Source organism: uncultured Allobaculum sp., assembly GCF_948576815.1.
Taxonomy (GTDB): Bacteria; Bacillota_I; Bacilli_A; order Erysipelotrichales; family Erysipelotrichaceae; genus Allobaculum; species Allobaculum fili.
Genome location: NZ_CAPAEZ010000057.1, coordinates 1 through 17484 on the forward strand (window position 1 = coordinate 1; position 17484 = coordinate 17484).

18 protein-coding genes are annotated in these 17484 nt (G+C 50.5%); 17 read left to right on the forward strand and 1 reads right to left on the reverse strand.

Annotated elements, in window-relative coordinates; all coding sequences use genetic code 11:
• From Q2J39_RS08165 to nusG, 10 genes are all read left to right on the forward strand, one after another.
• Positions 1-375, forward strand: a 375-nt coding sequence (locus Q2J39_RS08165) for a hypothetical protein (RefSeq protein ID WP_288340032.1), incomplete at its 5' end; no start/stop codon positions are given.
• Positions 376-411: 36 nt separating this feature from the next.
• Entirely contained in the window at positions 412-657 is a 246-nt protein-coding gene (locus Q2J39_RS08170) for a hypothetical protein (protein WP_288340034.1), read from the forward strand.
• Positions 658-659: 2 nt separating this feature from the next.
• Entirely contained in the window at positions 660-1334 is a 675-nt protein-coding gene (locus Q2J39_RS08175) for a hypothetical protein (RefSeq protein ID WP_288340036.1), read from the forward strand.
• Positions 1335-1619: 285 nt separating this feature from the next.
• Positions 1620-2972 (forward strand): cysteine--tRNA ligase, encoded by a 1353-nt coding sequence (cysS, locus tag Q2J39_RS08180; RefSeq protein ID WP_288340038.1) that lies wholly within the window; start codon positions 1620-1622, stop codon positions 2970-2972.
• Positions 2972-3358 carry a Mini-ribonuclease 3 gene (locus Q2J39_RS08185; protein WP_288340040.1) on the forward strand — a complete coding sequence of 129 codons (387 nt, stop codon included), beginning with the start codon at positions 2972-2974 and terminating at the stop codon, positions 3356-3358. Before cysS ends, Q2J39_RS08185 begins: the two co-directional genes overlap by 1 nt.
• On the forward strand, positions 3355-4098 hold the full coding sequence (gene rlmB, locus Q2J39_RS08190) for a 23S rRNA (guanosine(2251)-2'-O)-methyltransferase RlmB (protein WP_288340042.1): 744 nt from the start codon (positions 3355-3357) through the stop codon (positions 4096-4098). The genes Q2J39_RS08185 and rlmB overlap by 4 nt, the downstream gene beginning before the upstream one ends.
• A gap of 36 nt (positions 4099-4134) precedes the next feature.
• Positions 4135-4785 (forward strand): hypothetical protein, encoded by a 651-nt coding sequence (locus Q2J39_RS08195; RefSeq protein ID WP_230266816.1) that lies wholly within the window; start codon positions 4135-4137, stop codon positions 4783-4785.
• 143 nt (positions 4786-4928) lie between these two features.
• On the forward strand, positions 4929-5078 hold the full coding sequence (gene rpmG, locus Q2J39_RS08200) for a 50S ribosomal protein L33 (RefSeq protein ID WP_230266817.1): 150 nt from the start codon (positions 4929-4931) through the stop codon (positions 5076-5078).
• A 25-nt stretch (positions 5079-5103) separates the two neighbouring features.
• Positions 5104-5304, forward strand: a complete 201-nt coding sequence (gene secE, locus Q2J39_RS08205) for a preprotein translocase subunit SecE (RefSeq protein WP_230266818.1) — start codon at positions 5104-5106, stop codon at positions 5302-5304.
• Positions 5305-5467: 163 nt separating this feature from the next.
• The gene (gene nusG, locus Q2J39_RS08210; RefSeq protein WP_230266819.1) at positions 5468-6037 is read left to right on the forward strand and encodes a transcription termination/antitermination protein NusG; all 570 of its coding nucleotides are present in this window, start codon (positions 5468-5470) and stop codon (positions 6035-6037) included.
• A gap of 202 nt (positions 6038-6239) precedes the next feature.
• Here nusG and Q2J39_RS08215 read toward each other — a convergent pair whose 3' ends face one another.
• Positions 6240-7265, reverse strand: a complete 1026-nt coding sequence (locus Q2J39_RS08215) for a LacI family DNA-binding transcriptional regulator (protein WP_230266820.1) — start codon at positions 7263-7265, stop codon at positions 6240-6242.
• A gap of 195 nt (positions 7266-7460) precedes the next feature.
• Between Q2J39_RS08215 and Q2J39_RS08220 the strand changes: the two genes are divergently transcribed.
• The 7 genes from Q2J39_RS08220 to Q2J39_RS08250 all read left to right on the forward strand — a co-directional run bounded on the left by Q2J39_RS08220 (position 7461) and on the right by Q2J39_RS08250 (position 17251).
• Positions 7461-8735, forward strand: a complete 1275-nt coding sequence (locus Q2J39_RS08220; protein WP_288340046.1) for a galactokinase family protein — start codon at positions 7461-7463, stop codon at positions 8733-8735.
• Positions 8736-9139: 404 nt separating this feature from the next.
• Positions 9140-9937, forward strand: coding sequence for an HAD-IIA family hydrolase (locus Q2J39_RS08225; RefSeq protein WP_288340050.1), 798 nt, complete (start codon positions 9140-9142; stop codon positions 9935-9937).
• 51 nt (positions 9938-9988) lie between these two features.
• On the forward strand, positions 9989-10219 hold the full coding sequence (gene secG, locus Q2J39_RS08230; RefSeq protein WP_230266823.1) for a preprotein translocase subunit SecG: 231 nt from the start codon (positions 9989-9991) through the stop codon (positions 10217-10219).
• 111 nt (positions 10220-10330) lie between these two features.
• Positions 10331-12754: a ribonuclease R gene (gene rnr, locus Q2J39_RS08235; RefSeq protein WP_288340052.1), complete on the forward strand. Its 2424-nt coding sequence runs from the start codon at positions 10331-10333 to the stop codon at positions 12752-12754.
• Between the two features lie 593 nt (positions 12755-13347).
• Entirely contained in the window at positions 13348-14673 is a 1326-nt protein-coding gene (locus Q2J39_RS08240) for a trypsin-like peptidase domain-containing protein (protein ID WP_288340054.1), read from the forward strand.
• A gap of 222 nt (positions 14674-14895) precedes the next feature.
• Positions 14896-16845: an AAA family ATPase gene (locus Q2J39_RS08245; protein ID WP_288340055.1), complete on the forward strand. Its 1950-nt coding sequence runs from the start codon at positions 14896-14898 to the stop codon at positions 16843-16845.
• Entirely contained in the window at positions 16835-17251 is a 417-nt protein-coding gene (locus tag Q2J39_RS08250) for a hypothetical protein (protein ID WP_230266826.1), read from the forward strand. Before Q2J39_RS08245 ends, Q2J39_RS08250 begins: the two co-directional genes overlap by 11 nt.
• Positions 17252-17484: the final 233 nt, after the last annotated feature.

A 17484-nucleotide genomic window follows, 5' to 3' on the forward strand; every position in this document is an offset into this window, starting at 1 on the left:
GAATTATCCCAAGGAGGCGGTCGAGAAAATACCCGTCTTTTATTTGACGCTTACACTGTACCGGTATACGCAGAGAAGGGGACGGCGCCGAACGGGCGGATTCAGCCGACTTCCGATCTGGAGAATTGGAAAGCGCCCGGGAAAAAAAGGAGAAAAGAAAAAGAATCGAGTACAGGAAATCGCCAGAAAGGGATGAATTTTCAAATTTTTCTTCAGGAATATTTGCAGAAACTTTTCTGTCGTAAAAATGACGGAGAGAGAAATCAAAGATCCAGTCGATCCAGCTGGGAATTTGCGGGAAAGCGTTTGAAGTTTCTGCCTTCGAAGCACGCTCTACATCCGGTTTCTGTTGTGAAAGCACTCAGAAGCAGGTAAATTGAAAGTAATTGTTTAAGAGAAAGGATTTGTAATATGGCAATTCGAGAACGCCTGGTTGACAGCGAGTACAACCGGCTGGCAGAAGAGGTCGACGATCTGACGGCGGCCTATGTCGAAAGCATGAGAAAAGACGGTGTGGATGAAATGTTCATCAACATGTTTATTGAAAACGCCAAACGGGAAAAGGCAGAACGCCTCGCGCAGAATCCCAGCGAGGACCGTTCTTCAGAAAAGGAATATCTCACCCAGTTTGAGGGGAAGACCGGAGGGAATAACTAGCTATGCAGGGATGGATTTATCTTCTTTATTTTGCGGTTTTTATCGCGCTGGTTGTTCTGATCCCGCCTCTGGTAAAGCGTTACTATTACCAGAAGCTGATGAACGATATCGATACCCAGAACTACGCGAAATTCCAGACGCATCTGGATTCGCTGCTGGCTAAGGTTTCCTTTTCCGCCTTTGAACGCGAAGCCATCCGTCTGACGATGATTGAAGCCCGACAGGATAAGGCGAAAATTGACGATCAGATTCAGTTCATGGAAAACATGCGTCTGAACCGTCGTCAGAAAGCCCGGTTAGGCGAACAGGGCTTCTATATTTATCTGGCGCAGGGAAAAATCAAAAAAGCTGCCCGCATGATGGACCTGGTGAAAACGTACGGTACGCCCCAGCAGCTCCACCCGCTGGAAATTCAGTATTCGATTCTTCTCAAGAAAGAAGCGAAATATATTGATGAACTGAAGGAGAGACTGAAAAAGCTCGAAGATTCTTCCGGAAACATTCCGGAAAACCTGAAAGTGAACGCAGGTACGTTCCAGTATCTGATCGCTCTGCAGTACTCCTATAACAAGGACAGGCCCAATACGGAGAAGTGGGCAAAACTGGCCCTGGAGAATTTAAAAGGAACACCAAACGAAGAAGAAATTCTGAAACTCCTTGGCCGCTCCGCTGCCTGAAAAACAGGCGGTTGAAAATCTGATAGAATATCGAAGGAAGTGAAAGCTTCCTTTTTTCAATGGAAAAAACGCAAAGTGCAGAACAGGACTGGCTGTTCAGCAATTCAATCCGTTTGCGTCTTTTTTGATTGAAACCGGCTCCTCATGGGGCAAAATGCTGAAAACAGACGAAAGGAAAAGCTGCACAGACGCGCCCTGTTTCCCAAATGAACCGGAGATCTGAATCGGATATCTGTTCGAACTCGGGAAGGCGTCTGTCCTTTATGGAAAGCAGCAGGAATAAGGATGAAGCTCTATAACACCTATTCGCAGAAAATCGAAGAATTCAAGCCGATGGAAGACGGCAAGGTTTCGATGTATGTCTGCGGTCCGACGGTCTATAACGATCCGCATATCGGAAATGCCAGACCTGTCGTCGTTTTTGATACGCTTTACAAAACCTTCAAGGCACTTGGCTATGACGTCACCATGGCAAGCAACTACACCGATGTCGATGACAAGATCATTGCCAAGGCGATTGAAGAAAACACTACGGAAAAAGTGATTACCGATCGCTATATTGAGGAATTTGAACACGTTCGCCATGATCTTGGCGCCCAGACGCCGGATTATACCCCCCGTGTAACCGAGACGATGGATAAAATTATCGCCTTTATCGAAAAGCTCGTCGAAAACGGGGCAGCATACGCGGTGGACGGCGATGTCTACTTCCGTGTCGGCTCCGATACGCACTATGGAGAAATTTCCCATCAGCGCCTAGAAGATCTGATGGTCGGCGCTCGCATTGACGAAAATACAAAAAAAGAAAATCCGCTCGACTTTACGCTCTGGAGAAAGACCGATAAAGGCATTCAGTGGGATTCTCCCTGGGGAAAAGGCCGTCCCGGCTGGCATACCGAATGCGTTGTAATGATCAACGATGTCTTTGGCCGTCCACTGATCGACATTCACGGCGGCGGAAACGACCTGAAGTTCCCGCATCACGAAAACGAAGTGGCGCAGGCCCGCATGAGCTGGGATACGTCTCTGGCCAATACGTGGGTTCATAACGGCATGATCAACATCGCCGATGAAAACCATGAGATCAACAAGATGTCCAAGTCTTTAGGCAACGTCCTGCTGGCCAAGGATCTGATCGATCAGTATTCCGGTCCGGTCTGCCGTCTGATGCTCATCAGCACGCATTACCGCGCACCGCTGACGATTTCGAAGGAAGCACTGGAGTCTTCCGCCAGAGAAATCGCAAAAATCCGGAAACCTGCAGCGCAGGCTCTTTTTCAGCTCGATCTGGCAGACGCTTTTGATCCGAATGCTGAAAAAGATGAAGCCAGCTGGAACGCCTTCATGGACGCCATGGCCGATGATCTGAACACCCCGAACGCTATTTCCGCGCTTCAGGCAGCCATCAAGGAACTCAACGGTGCGCTGCGCAAGCGGGAACTGGATTACAAGCGTCTGAATGCGCTTTACGCCTCCATAGCCGGTATGCTTTATGTACTGGGACTCGATCTGGATCTGCATCACGCAACGGATGAACAGAAGGATCTGTATCGCGCCTGGAAAGCAGCTGTAAAGGAAAAAGACTTCGCCGCCGCTGATGCGTGCCGGGCGAAGCTGATGGAACAGGGACTGGTTTAATGGAAATCGTATCCGAAAATCCCGTAACTCTGGCCTGGATGGGCGATGCCATCTATTCGCTGGAAGTACGAAAAACGCTTTTGAACAAGGGACTGCGCAAAGCCGATGTTCTGCAGAAACAGTCGGCCAAATACAATTCGGCCACGGGGCAGGCCACGGTTCTCGATCGGCTTCTGGAAGCAGATCTGCTTAACGAAGACGAACGGGAAATCGTCCGCCGCGGACGCAACGCGCACGTCAAATCGCCATCGAAAAGTGCGGATCTGAAAACGTATCTCAAGGCCACCGGTCTGGAGGCGCTCTTTGGCTATCTGTATCTTTACCATCATGAAGAGCGCATGAACGAACTGCTTTCGATCTGTATGAAACTTGGTGAATCTCTATGATCGTCTATGGAAAAAATGTCTTTGAAACGCTGAAAAACGAGCCGGAGACTATCGCGGAAATTTATTTGATGAACGGCCAGAACGATGCCAGAACGCGCCGCATTCTCGAGACGCTTCCCAAATCCGTTCGTCTGCGCACGGTTTCGAAAAAGGAACTGGACCGCATGACGGATCATGGCGTCCATCAGGGGATTGCCGCTAAAGTCAGGGACCTGCCGCTGCTCACGCTCGATGAGCTCATCGACCGGGCCCGTCCAAACCCGGAAAGCGACAGCGCGCTCGATCGTCTGCCGCTGCTTGTGGCTTTAGACGAAGTGCAGGATCCGCACAATGTCGGTGCTATTCTGCGTTCTGCGGATGCGGCTGGTGCCAAAGGCGTTATCCTGTGCAAGCATGGCGGCGCCGGGCTCACCCCGGCCGCTGTAAAGACGTCTGCGGGCGCAGCGTATTCGATGCCGGTAGCCGGTGTCTCGAGCCTTTCCAACGCGCTGATCAAGCTCAAGGAAAACGGCTTCTGGGTAGCGGGCAGCGACTTTGACAAGACCAGTCTCGACTATCGCAAAGGTCTGTATGATCGTCCGCTCGTTCTCGTCATTGGAAACGAAGGTAAGGGCATGTCCAAAAGCGTCAAGGGACAGTGCGATTTCAAACTGCACATTCCCATGCATGGAGCCGTGCAGTCGCTGAACGCGTCGGTGGCTGCAGGAATCCTGATGTACGAGATTCAAAGCAAAAAATAAAATTCCCAACGCAGCAGTCGGTATGAAGAGGGAAAAATGATGAATGCCTTATACCGTCCTGCCAAAAACAGCACGCGCGACTGGAATCTGTACGAGCTTCTCTATCTCATTCACATGAACGATGAGGAAGCGTACGCGCTGCTGTTTGCGAGCCTTCGCGGCTATACCGATTTTGTCTACAACAATATGCTTCGGTCCCTTCTTCTTTACGAAGACTGGATCGCGGCTGCCTACGATGTGTTTGACCGGCTGATCTATCGCTATCGGGACAATGAGAAGTGTTCGATCGGAACGGTCTACTACGCCTGTCTTCGCAACAAGGCGACCGACCTGATTCGCAGTGCCAATCAGTTTTCTTCCCTGCAAAGGCGCAATACACTTTCCCTGGAAGCCTGCTTTGAGCGCCGTGAATTTGGCGGACCGAATATTCAGAACTGCTTTCAGAGCGACATGGTACTCGAAGAAAATCATTTAGCGGCTTCCGCCTGCGATGAGGTGCTCGCTGAACTCTCCAAAGAGCTCGATGCGCTCGACATGCAGATCCTGACTATGCTCAGAACGGGCTATACCCAGAAGCAGACATCCGCCATTCTGTCCATTACGCTCTCCCGCGTCGGAACGGCGCTGCGAAGAGCGCGCTCTGCCTGGAAACGGCATGAAGTGTTTTCAAAGGAACCGATGTTTTAAGAGCTGAGCGATTTCTTTTCGGCATTTGGATTTGGATTTCAGGTTCCGACGATAAAGGACCGGCATGGAGGCCGGAGGCCGGGGCTTTGTTGACAGAAAATGGGTTGAATGCTATATTTTTAACTTGCAAAGGAGGCCATACTATGGCTGATAAGATTACTTTGGTTTGTACCGAATGCTTTTCCCGGAACTATACGACCGAGAAAAATAAAAAGACGCAGACAGGCCGTCTTGAAGTTCGAAAGTACTGTCCGAAATGCAACAAGCACACTTTGCATAAAGAGTCAAAATAAGACTGACTAGTAAAGGAATTTGATAATGGCTGAAAACGAAATCAAGGACCCGACCTATTCGCCCAAAGCGATCTGGGCGGAACTGAAAAAGGTACAGTGGCCTTCGTTCAAAGAGCTGATGAAATCCAGCGGACTCGTAATTCTGTTTACCGCACTCTTTGGCCTCTATTTCTTCATCTGTGAAATTGCGGCCTCCGGTCTCGTCAGCTGGATTGTTTCGCTTTAAACTGGATTGCATGGCTTAACCAAAAAAGGCAGACTCGCGCTGCCTTTTTGATTATCCGTCCATTTTGGCGGCACTTCGCTGGATTTACGGTCCTTAAAATCAGGGGCACCATTCGATCAGTGATATAAATTATACAGATCTTTTCAAAAGGAGAGGAACCAATATGACAAGTAAAGTTAACGACAACGATGTCGCCTGGTACGTCGTCAATACGTATGCCGGTCAGGAAAATCGTGTTAAGGAAAACCTTTTAAAACGAATCAGCACCATGGGTCTGGAAGATTCCCTGTTTGATGTCGTTGTAGCGGAAGAAACCGAAGTGGAATACAAAAACGGCAAGGAAATTACAAAGACGCACAATCTCTTCTCCGGCTATATTCTCGTGCGCATGCGCATGACCGACGAAGCCTGGTACGTTGTCCGCAACACCCCGGGCGTAACCGGATTCATCGGATCGAGCGGAAAGGGAGCAAAACCGTTCCCTGTAGCCCAGGAAGAAGTGGACGCCGTACTCAGAAGACTTCATCGTCCGGTTGAAAACGTCACTCTCGATGTGGTTCCCGGCGATAAGGCCGAAGTCATCAACGGCCCGATCAAAGGCACCGTTGTTACGGTTGAATCCATCGATACCGCAAACCGTAAAATCCATGCCAGCTACCAGATGTTCGGCAATGAGCAGAACTCCGATTTCGAATACGGCGATCTGCAGAAAATTGAACCAAGCGCTGACTGATCGCATACCCTGAAATCTCAAGGCAAAAGCATTCGCTGCCCAGGGATCAGGACGGCTAAAGCATGCGCTGCAAGCTCTGCATAATTCAAGGCAGGTTTTCCCAGGAAGGAAAGCCTGCCTTTTCTTCGGCTGATCGCTGCGTCGATCGGCTGTCTGAATTTTCGACGAAAAAACGCCAGGCAAAATGGGCCTGACGTTTTAGCTATTTGTTCATATCGAGTTCAATCGCATCCGGCGCGGTTCGTGTGGACTGGCGGCTGATCATGTAGCAGGGAAGTTCCACTTTCATAGGCTGGATGTTTTCGTTTCGCTTCCAGGCGTCATGCAGCATGCGCATGCCCGTTGAACCGATCTCGTAGGTCGGAACGAAAATGGTGGTCATTGGGGGATAGGTGTAGTTGGTTTCATCGATGTTGTCGAAGCCGATAATCGAAAGATCATCCGGAATACGCAGGCCGGCTTCGTAGCAGGCGCGCATCGCGCCGATCGCGATCGGGTCGCTGGCCGCAAAAATGGCGGTCGGCACCGTTTTGGCATCGATCAGCGATTTCATCATTTCGTATCCGGATTCCCGGGTGAATTCCTTCATTACGACGTACGGTTCAAATTCGAGGCCGGCTTTGGTCGCAAACCGGCGGAAATATTTCAGACGGTCATCGCGGTATACTTCGCCGCTGACGCTTTCAATCCCGCCTAAAAAGCCGACTTTCTTGTGGCCTTCGGCAATGAAGTGGTCCATGACGATCCGCATCGCACCCTTGAAGTCGGGAACGATGAACGCGTTGGTAATGGTATCGAGTTTCATATCGAGAAAAATGATGTTGGGACAGATCGCAATCATTTTCTGGCGATCTTCCGGAGAGAACTTACCGATGCACACCAGACCGTCCACTTTTTCCATGCGGCGCGGAATCGACATTTCCGAAGCAAAAGAGCGGATGATGGTAATCATGTGGTTGGAGCAATAATTTTCAACACCCTGGCGGATGTTCAGGTAATACGGGTCGCTCGCCTCATTTTCCGCGGATACCCACTGAACAATGCCGACCGTCATGGTCGAAACGTCAGCTTTTTTCTTCTTTTTCACGTACCCGAGCGTTTCAGCGGCTTCGAGAACGCGGTCTCGAGTCGACTGCGGCACGCTCAGGGTCAGATCATTATTGAGAATACGCGAAACACTGGCACTCGATACGCCAGCGAGGTTGGCAACGTCTTTTAATGTGGCCATAAAATCACCTCTTATATTTAGTCCATTCTGATAGTAAACGGTATCGCTTATGACGAAAAGAGGAAAAATGATACTCCTCTATTAATTTTTAGTAAAAACAAAGTTTTAGTTCAAGACTTTTAGTAAACATTGAAAGAACCAGTGCGTTTTTGTTAGAATGGGTGTATTGATAGCGGTTAACAAAGGAGAAAAAGAATGCTTGCTAGTCAGTTAAGAGAAGAAATTGTAAACGGGGCGCAGGATGCGCGTCTCACTGAGATCTACGGCAGCCTCGCAGAGTCGCAGAAACCTCGGTACGCCAAAGCCATCGACAAGTTCATGGAACTGTATGGAGACAAGGATGTACAGGCCATCTCCGTTCCTGGACGCAGTGAGGTTATCGGAAACCACACCGATCATCAGCAGGGTGAGGTCCTCGCCACTTCGATCAACCTCGATATCATCGCCATCGTCAGCCCAAGAGAAGACGGTGTCGTAAAAGTACTTTCCGACGATTATGATATTCCTCCAATCGATCTGTCGGACCTCAACGTGCACGAAGATGAAAAAGAAAGCAGTCAGGCCCTCATCCGTGGCGTCGCCGCAAAGATTAAGGAAGACGGCGGCAACATCGGCGGCTTCGACGGCTATATGACCAGCGACGTGCTGCAGGGAAGCGGTCTGTCTTCCTCTGCTGCGTTCGAAGTCATGATCGGAAACATCTTCTCCGATCTCTACAATAATCAGAGTCTGGATCCCGTTGAACTCGCCAAAATCGGCCAGTACGCCGAAAACGTATTCTTCGGCAAACCATGCGGTCTGATGGACCAGTCCGCATGCTCCGTCGGCGGTCTGATTCACATCGACTTCGCCGATAAGCACAACCCGATCGTCGAAAAAGTCGACATCGATTTCTCCGACTTCAACACCTCCCTGTGCATTACCGACGTTCACGCATCCCATGCCGACCTGACGCAGGATTATGCGGACATTCCGTTCGAACTCAAGGAAGTGGACGAGTTCTTCGGAAAGCCGGTTCTGCGCGAAGTGGATGAAGCGGAATTTTATTCCCGTCTTCCGGAACTGCGTGAAGCCGTGAAAAACGACCGTGCACTGCTGCGTGCCATTCACGTATTTGAGGAAAACAAACGCGTACAGAAAGCCGTTAAGGCTCTCTCCGAAGGCGATCTCGCTGGCTTTGAAAAGCAGATCCTCGCTTCCGGAACGTCTTCCTTCAAATATCTCCAGAATATCTATTCTCCATCCGACTACAAAAACCAGGCGGTTTCTCTGGCTCTGGCTTTAAGCGAACTGGTACTTGACGGAAAAGGCGCTCACCGCGTCCACGGCGGCGGATTTGCAGGCACAATTCAGGCCTTCGTTCCAAACGAACTTGTTGATCAGTACGTGAAGACTATGGGCAGCACCTTTGGAGAAGGCGCATGCCACGTTCTTCAGATCCGTCCTTACGGCGGCATCCGCGTATTCTAATCCAAGTCCGCTAAACGCATGCCTGAGCTTTTAAACGGCAAAGCAAGGCAGTCCAACTGAAAATTATGAACAAGCAAAGCAGCCTGCACGCAATCAAATTGCAGGCTGCTTTTTCTCTGTCTGCCAGAAGAAGACGGCTTGAAAAGGAAAGCGGTTTGAAAGCTTTGACGTCCCCTTCAAACTGGAACGATCTGGATTTCAGTGGATGAGAGTGCGCCAAACCGATACAATAGCTCCGGAATATCTTTCTGGTATATCATTCCCCAAAATCGTCTGGGATTACGAAAACCAGAAAGTCTGTTTTTAAAAGGCTGCTTGAGCGGACACCCAGTCGATCCGATCGGCCTGCCGGCAGCTGAACCGAAGCCGGCAGGGAAAACGAAAGAGAAAAAAGAGGAAGAGACATGAAGAAGAAAACAATGATTTTTGATCTGGACGGTACGCTGTATCGCGGAACGGCTCCGATCGAAGCGGGAATCCGCGCGATTGAGTTCTGTCAGGCGCATGACATTCCCTATCTTTTTCTGACCAACAATTCCATGCGCACGCCGCAGGAAAACGCGGAACACATGCTGAAAATGGGCTACCCGAACATTCGCGCTGAGGACTTCGTCAATTCGGCGATGGCCGCAGCTGCCTGGGCGTCAAAATACTGTGCGAAGACCGGAACGCCGCGAACGGCCTGGATGATTGGACAGGCCGGCATGAAAGAAGCGCTCGAACTGGAAGGCTTTGCGATTACGGAAGACCATCCGGCTTTTGTATTCATCGGTCTGGATAAATCCGCAGACTATGCGAAATATTCCAGAGCACTGGGATTTCTGCTCAACGGCGCAAAGCTGATCGGAACAAATATGGACCGCATTCTGGCCAAGCCTGGTGGTTTTGAAGTCGGCAACGGCTCGGTCGTTACGCTGTTTGAATACGCCACGGGACAGAAAAGCCCCGATATCGCCAAGCCAAGTGCTCCGATTCTCGAAACGGCTTTGAATAAGCTCCATATTTCGAAAGAAGAAGCCGTAATTATTGGAGATAATCTGGAAACCGATATCGCGCTCGGTTATAATAATCAAGTTCAGACTCTTTTCGTCCAGAGCGGCGTGCATAAGGAGTCGGATATCGAACGGCTCGGGATTATTCCCGATGAAACCGTGGCAAGCCTGGATGAGACAGACTTTCTGCGTCTGTCCGCCATGGCTTAGAAAATAGTTTGTTATAATGATCACGGGAAAAAGAAAGAAAGAGTGATTTGTATGGAAAACTTCTTAAATATTTTGTTAATGGTCGACTCAGGTATCATGATTATTCTCGTCCTGCTGCAGAGCGGTAAATCCGACGGACTTTCCGCAGCATTCACGGGAAGCGGAGATCTTAACCTTTTTGCGGTTCAGAAAGAACGCGGCTTCGAAAAGGTTCTCTCGTATGCCACGCTCATCTGCGGCATTATTTTCTTCGCCCTTGTAATCGCTTTACAGATTGTCTAAGGCCATCCGGCCTTTTTTATTTTGCAGGCAAGTTTTTGTATTTTACAGACAGGATATTGTATGAAGAGGGTATTAAAGACTTCTGGACTGTCTCGAAAGGGAGGGATTTGAATGAAGGAAGAAATTGTTGAACTGCTTCAGAAAAAGAAAAAACTGACTCCATACGGACTGGGCAAAGCCATGCACATCCGCACGGAACATGAAAAAAAGGAACTTCAGATCGCGCTCAATGAGCTCGAAGATGAGCGCATCATTTATAACGACCACGAAAAGTACGTCTTCATTGACGGCCAGGAATGGGTGATCGGCAAGATTAAGGACGTTTCTGCAACGGAATATGCGGTTCTCTGCAAGGAGAACAAGCTGTATGTCCCCAAGAAAAACTGCCGCATGATGATGGACAAGGACGAAGTGCTCGTTCACAACTATGGACTGATGCCGGAAGTTGTCCACATTTATGAACGCGGCATTACGTGCATTCCTGGAACCTTCGTCCGTACCCGCAACGGCCTGAAATTCCGCAGCGATGTGGATCTTCACACCTCTTTTATCGTGACCAACCAGAAGGCTTACAAACTTTCGGCCGGCACCAAGGCGGTCGTTAAAGTCGTAGACTATTCCGCGCCGCTTCGCGTAAAAATCATTGCGGTGCTCGGTCAGGAAGACGAACCGGGCGTGGACATCAGCGCCATTCTTGCGGAAAACGAAGTCCGTCAGAACTTCGGCAAGAAAGTCCGCGCGGAATCCGATGAAATTCCAGAACGCGTCCACAAAAAGGAAATGAAGGATCGCCACGATCTGCGCGATCTGATGACCGTCACCATTGACGGCGACTCCACCAAGGACTTTGACGACGCAATTTCTGTTGAAGCGCTGGCCAATGGCGGCTGGAAACTGTATGTCCATATCGCAGACGTCAGCCATTACGTCAAGGAAGACAGCGACATCGATAACGAAGCCTACAAGCGCGGCACTTCGATTTATGTCGCCGACCGCGTTGTGCCGATGCTGCCGTTCGCGCTGTCTAACGGCATCTGCTCGCTGAACCCGGGCGTGGATCGTCTGACACTGACGTGCGCCATGGAATTCAACCCGAACGGCGTCATGACCGACTACGAAATTTACGAGAGCGTCATTCATTCGGATGCACGCTGCACATATTCCAAAGTAAACGCCTATCTGGAAAATCCGCAGTCCGTTCCGGAATATGCACCGGTCGGCAATCTGCTCACCGCCTTCTCCGATCTGGCGAAAAAGATGCGAGAACAGACCGAAAAGCGCGGCCATATCGATTTTGAAACGAAGGAACCCAAATTCGTACTCGACGAAAGAGGCGTTCCTGTCGATATCCTCATCCGCGATCGCGGCTGGAGTGAAATGATGATTGAAGAGGCCATGATTGCGGCAAACGTTGCGGTCGCTCATGAGCTTCACTCCAAATCTCTGCCAGGCATGTTCCGAATCCATGAAGATCCGGATCCCGAAAAACTGCAGACGCTGGTCAACATGGCCAGTATTTTGCACGTGCCCTGTGACCTGGATGTCGAAAACTGCCAGCCAAAAGATGTCGCCCGCTTCCTGGCTTCGATCGAAGGCGAAGAAGAGAAGGAAATTCTTTCCACGATCACCGTTCGCTCCATGCAGAAAGCCCGCTACAGCGAAAAGAACGTCGGCCACTATGGTCTGGCGCTCGATGAATACTGCCACTTCACATCGCCAATCCGCCGTTATCCGGACCTGCTGATTCACCGCATGCTCCGCCGTCATGTCATTCATAAGAAAAACGACGAGAAGAGCCTGCTCAAGGATGAAAAGCGCATGGAAAAATCGTCCATGCATCTGTCCGAAAAGGAAAAGGATGCCGTTACGATCGAACGGGCGGTCAACGATCTCGAATTTGCGAAATACATGGAAAATAAAGTCGGCGAAGTATATGATGGCCTGATCGTCGGCGTCACCAGCTTCGGCTTCTTTGTCGAACTCGACAACACCGTCGAAGGCATGGTTCCGCTGCGCAACATGATCGATGACTTTTACAACTACGATGCCGATACGATGATGCTTACCGGCGAAAATACCGGAAAGACCTTTACCCTCGGTATGCCGGTACGTATTAAAGTCCGCGATGTACAGACGGCCAAGCGCCAGATTACGTTCGACTATCTCGAAACGCTTCCAAGCCGTTCTGCGATGCGTCCAAGTACGCCTGTGATCGAAACCGCTGAACCGAAACCGGAAGAACAGCCGGAAGAAGAAATTCTGCAGGCGGAAATCGTGTCGGAAGAACGCGATGCAAACGTGCCGATTACAGAAACGGAAGTTCAGACGGAAACTCCGGCAAAAGAACCGCCTGCCAAGGCGGATTCTGAAAAAGCCGAAGATCTGCCTGCCGTCGAAGCGCAGGATGACGATCTGCCGGCGGTAGAATCCGAAGGCAGCGATCTGCCAGCCGTTGAACCGGCAGCCGATTGTGAACTGCCCGCGACCGAGCCTCAGGAAAGCACAGAACTGCCGATTGCAGAACCTGTAAAATAAGCGGATCTTCTGTGCAAAACAGAAATGAAAAATGCAGCGCCATCCGAAGCGATCTTCGGATGGCGCTGCATTTTGCGTCTTAATGGAAAAACTGACAAGGACCGAGAAAGACAGACAAGTACAGACAAGGAATAGAAAGGGACAGGCAAAGGAAGACGAAGCTCATGGCGTTTTCCGATTGTCGGTTTTGATGAAGTTTCTTTCCCAAATCGTCACGAAATCTGCGTGCTCTGCGCAATATGTTATCTTATGTGATTTTTACCATTTTCCCTGTCGATTTTTGCAAATGGACCATCGTACTGCGATAATAAAAAACCACAGGAAATTTTTTGCCGGCGATCTGAAGCGGCGAAGCAATCGCTTTCTACGGTGGATTCGCTTTGTCTCGTAACAAAAAGCGCTGAAAAATTCCCAGGTTTCTGTGTAAAGCAGAAAAGGGTATCCGAGCCTGCCGATAAAAAATTCTGTTACCCTGTACTCAGGAAAAACGAAACGATGCAGAGCTTCTGCACGATCGCTTTTTCTCTGTACTTGCCTTGCAAAGTCCGAATACCAATTACAAAAAACGGAAGTCGAAAGGAGGAAGGATTGAAATGAAGAAAATGAAAACCGGACTGGCGGCGCTCGCGCTGGCCATGTCGATGCACATTCCTGCCATTTCAGCCGTGCAGGCCCAGGAAAGCCCGGATCTGCTGGCATCCCATTCACAGACCATCGAAGGACAGAACGGTCTCGAAACCGCCGTTCATGTTACGGATGAGCCGGAAGATTACTCCGTAAAACCGCAGGCTTCGATTGACGAAATTGAAAATATTCCCGAGAGCGCCGTTAAGGTTCCTCGAAAAGTAATCGGTGAAGACGATCGCTATCTGATTGCCCGTACCGATGTGGCGCCGTACAACGCCATCTGCAATCTCACCATCACCTTTTCCAATGGCGGGGTATACTCCGGCACTGGATTTCTGATTGCGCCGGATACGATTCTGACCGCCGGCCACTGCGTCTTTGACCATGACAACAACATGGGCTGGGCGAGATCGATCGTGGCGGTTCCGGGCGGCAAGGATCCATCCAATCCGGACAACCAGTATTCGTCCAAACTGCTCATGGCACCGCCTGACTGGACGAAAACGGGCGCAAGCAATACCGACTACGATCTTGGTCTCATTCGCCTGAGAAAGCCGATTGAAGGCGTGGAACCGCTGAAGCTGGCTACGCTGGATCAGGCCAACCTGGACAAGACGTATGAACTGGCCGGCTATCCGTACAATGAAAACATTTCCCTGGAATCGCAGGGCATGTATGGAGCCAAAGGCCGCCTGCATTCGATGACCGGACGCCGTACCGTTCTGCATACCATTGACTCGTCGAGCGGTCAGTCCGGTGCTCCGCTGCTCAACGAAAACAATCAGGTTGAAGCGATTCATACATTTGCCAAGGCGAGCGAACAGCTCAATGGCGGCGTTGCCATCGACTCCTACATTTACGCGTATGTGGCCTCGTATGCGGCCATCGATGAGCCGGTGTACCGCCTGTACAACCCGAACTCGGGTGAACATCTGTACACGACGGAATACAACGAGCTCGTCAACTGCATAAACTACGGCTGGAAAGACGAAGGCGTCGCCTGGCATTCCGAAAAGAACGGCGTACCGCTGTATCGTCTCTACAACCCGAACGCGGGCGACCATCACTACACGCTCGATACCGCTGAGCGTGCCGCACTCGTGGAAATGGGCTGGACAGCCGAAGGCATCACCTGCTATACGTCCGCAAGTGAAAACGATCGGCCGGTATACCGTCTGTACAACCCGAACGCGGTTGCCGGATCGCACCATTTCACGTTTAACGCAACAGAACGCGACGGTCTTGTAACGATGGGCTGGGTCGATGAAGGCATCGGCTTCTATTCAAAATAAACTTCATAAAAGACAGGCATGAATTCCCAAATCCTTACTCTGGGCGTTCATGCCTTTTTCGTTTTCTTCACTTCGCCGTTCGTTCTCCGGTTTTTTGGTAAAATGAGAATAAATTTTCATGAGTCAATCAACATCGAACGTTTCCCGTTCTCTGCCTAAATCGGACAGGGAAGGAAGAACGCTTCGATGAAATCGATATACGAACATTCTGGAGAAAAAAGTATGGATTCGAACCTTTCCAAAGCCAGCCAGGCCTGGCAGCAGGGCTATCGTCTTTGTCAGACACTCGAACAGATGGACCCTGCTTTTCTTAAACCCCTTGAAAATACGCTGACTGAACAGTATCGCATCGAAGTCCTTTCGCTGCTGCTCTATCTGGCCGAAGCGGCTGGCGGTGTCCAGGCCAAACGGGCTGCTCTGATCAACGAAGTGCTGTCCTTTCACTACACCCCGAGTGAATACAACGCGCTGATGAAGCGGCTTTCGCTGCACAAGTCGGATTTCAGCTCGCTCATTCCTGTCGTACTCAAAGTCGCTGCCCATGGCGATCAGCTAAGCGGCACAGGCAGTACGTATCAAAGACAGATTCTTTCCGTTCTCAGCGAAATTTCCAAAAACGCCTGGGAGTGTGCGGGCAAGGATCCCCTTGAAGAACTTGACCAGCAGATTTACATTTTGTTTCTCGACAACTGGATTCACAAAAACCAGCCGGCACCCGATACCCCCAAGGAACTGATCGATACCCTCGATTCGCTCGGCCGTCTGGAGCGGGAACTCGGTCCGTCGCTCTTTCCGGAACAGACTTCGACCATGGGCGGATCGAGCGATCCCAAAACGCAAAATAAACAGGCCCCCAAAACCAGTGAAACGGCCGAAGCGAAACCGGAACAGCCGGAAAAAACACTGGATGAGCTGATGGAAGAGCTCAATTCGCTGACCGGGCTGAAAGGCGTTAAGGAAGACGTCAACAGCCTGATCAACCTGCTGAAGATTCGCCGGATCCGTCGAGAGCGTTCGATGAAGGAAATGCCCGTATCGATGCATCTGGTGTTCACCGGCAATCCAGGAACGGGCAAAACGACCGTCGCCCGGCTGCTCGCCGGCATTTATCATGCGCTCGGCGCCTTAAGCAAAGGTCAGCTTGTGGAAGTAGACCGTTCGGAACTGGTCGGCGGCTATGTCGGCCAGACCGCAATCAAGACGCAGGAAGTCGTCAACTCCGCTCTGGGCGGCGTGCTCTTTATCGACGAAGCCTATTCCCTGGCCGCCGGCAAGGACAAAGCCGACTTTGGCCGGGAAGCGATCGATACGCTTCTGGTCGAGATGGAAAACCATCGTGACGATCTGGCGGTTATTGTCGCCGGCTATCCCGAACCGATGGAAGAATTCCTGCAGTCCAATCCGGGTCTGAAATCGCGATTTAACAAGTTCATCGATTTCCCGGACTATACCCCGGAAGAACTGTATGAAATTCTCTTAGGCATTTGTAAAAAGAACGGCTACAAACTCTCCGAAAAAGCCCAGGAAACCGCGAAGTCGATGTTCAGGGATCTGTACGAAAACCGGGATGCCGATTTTGCCAACGGCCGTACCGTGCGTAATCTCTTTGAAAAAGCCGTCGTACGCCAGGCCAACCGTCTGGTCAAACTCGACACCTTAAGCAACGAACAGCTCGAAACGATCGAAGCCTCGGATCTGAGCGGAGAAGAACCGGAAGATGCAGAGAGTGAAAAAGCAGAGGACGAAGCCAAAAACGAGTCCGCTGCGGAAAATCCTGATCCATCTGCTTCGAATTCGGAAGAAATACCTGCCGAACCAGCCTCTGTTTCTGTAAATACAGATCCAGAAACATCCGAGGCTTCGGATCTGTCGAGAGCAGAGAAGGGCACGGAAACGGAGAACAATCCAAATCAGAAAACGGAACTTCCGTTGCTTCCCGCATCCGACAGCGAGACACCGGCTGCAAGCCCAAAAGAAGAAACAGGTCCCGATCTTCTGGAAGGGGAACTGGATGTCGTCGACGTTCTGGAACGGTTTAAAAACGGCGAAGAAGGCGCCTTTGCGGATCCGCAGGCGCTGGCCAAGGCACTCATATCCCGTGCCGGACGAAAACGTGATGAAGAAAAAGCCATGAAGGCAGCCGCAAAGAAAGAGGACCAGCATGGCAAGTGAGACAAAACGGATTCTCGAACACTTTGATTGGATCGCTGAACAGCTTGGCGAAGATCTTTCCTGGTACATCGTCTATGAAGCAGCGCTCAAAGCCGGGGATATGCTTCATGTAGAAGGCAGCTACGATCTTCCCGACAATAAAAGACGCCTGTACAACTATGCGACAAGCATTGAACTATGCCGGCTGCTTGAAGAACACGTCCTGATCGGCGAGAAGGTGGACATTACCCACGAGTTTTACATCGAAGCCATGGACTATTTCGCGCTCCATGTGCCGGCTGTCCCCACGTTTGAGCTGAGCGGCTATCTGAACTATCTCGACAGCTGGTCCATGCAGTTTACGGACTGGACGAGTGCTCATCCGCAGCCTTTTGAAAATCTGGAAATTGTCGTCAGCACGTGCTGATCGCTTTATGAATGTGCGGACGAAAGATGAATGCTGCCCGCTCGAAATACTCCAGTCCTAAAAAATGGGCAGGGAACAGGAAAATCCGCTTTTCTGTTTGAACGGTTGTGCCAAAAAAAATCTGGATTTCTTCGTGAAAAGGAAGAATCCAGGTTTTTTTACGTTTTCGTGCTGTTTCTTTGTAAGTGTCAAACAATCGACGGGTATACGCGAGACTGAATATTAGATACGCT

What these genes read in the sequence shown, in the direction of transcription:
- nusG (WP_230266819.1), top strand. Translation starts at nt 5,468, where the DNA reads ATGACAAGTAAAGTTAACGACAACGATGTCGCCTGGTACGTCGTCAAT.
- Q2J39_RS08195 (WP_230266816.1), top strand. Translation starts at nt 4,135, where the DNA reads ATGATGAATGCCTTATACCGTCCTGCCAAAAACAGCACGCGCGACTGG.
- secE (WP_230266818.1), top strand. Translation starts at nt 5,104, where the DNA reads ATGGCTGAAAACGAAATCAAGGACCCGACCTATTCGCCCAAAGCGATC.
- rpmG (WP_230266817.1), top strand. Translation starts at nt 4,929, where the DNA reads ATGGCTGATAAGATTACTTTGGTTTGTACCGAATGCTTTTCCCGGAAC.
- Q2J39_RS08250 (WP_230266826.1), top strand. Translation starts at nt 16,835, where the DNA reads ATGGCAAGTGAGACAAAACGGATTCTCGAACACTTTGATTGGATCGCT.
- Q2J39_RS08170 (WP_288340034.1), top strand. Translation starts at nt 412, where the DNA reads ATGGCAATTCGAGAACGCCTGGTTGACAGCGAGTACAACCGGCTGGCA.
- Q2J39_RS08185 (WP_288340040.1), top strand. Translation starts at nt 2,972, where the DNA reads ATGGAAATCGTATCCGAAAATCCCGTAACTCTGGCCTGGATGGGCGAT.
- cysS (WP_288340038.1), top strand. Translation starts at nt 1,620, where the DNA reads ATGAAGCTCTATAACACCTATTCGCAGAAAATCGAAGAATTCAAGCCG.
- Q2J39_RS08175 (WP_288340036.1), top strand. Translation starts at nt 660, where the DNA reads ATGCAGGGATGGATTTATCTTCTTTATTTTGCGGTTTTTATCGCGCTG.
- Q2J39_RS08220 (WP_288340046.1), top strand. Translation starts at nt 7,461, where the DNA reads ATGCTTGCTAGTCAGTTAAGAGAAGAAATTGTAAACGGGGCGCAGGAT.
- Q2J39_RS08245 (WP_288340055.1), top strand. Translation starts at nt 14,896, where the DNA reads ATGGATTCGAACCTTTCCAAAGCCAGCCAGGCCTGGCAGCAGGGCTAT.
- rnr (WP_288340052.1), top strand. Translation starts at nt 10,331, where the DNA reads ATGAAGGAAGAAATTGTTGAACTGCTTCAGAAAAAGAAAAAACTGACT.
- Q2J39_RS08240 (WP_288340054.1), top strand. Translation starts at nt 13,348, where the DNA reads ATGAAGAAAATGAAAACCGGACTGGCGGCGCTCGCGCTGGCCATGTCG.
- rlmB (WP_288340042.1), top strand. Translation starts at nt 3,355, where the DNA reads ATGATCGTCTATGGAAAAAATGTCTTTGAAACGCTGAAAAACGAGCCG.
- secG (WP_230266823.1), top strand. Translation starts at nt 9,989, where the DNA reads ATGGAAAACTTCTTAAATATTTTGTTAATGGTCGACTCAGGTATCATG.
- Q2J39_RS08225 (WP_288340050.1), top strand. Translation starts at nt 9,140, where the DNA reads ATGAAGAAGAAAACAATGATTTTTGATCTGGACGGTACGCTGTATCGC.
- Q2J39_RS08215 (WP_230266820.1), bottom strand. Translation starts at nt 7,265, where the DNA reads ATGGCCACATTAAAAGACGTTGCCAACCTCGCTGGCGTATCGAGTGCC.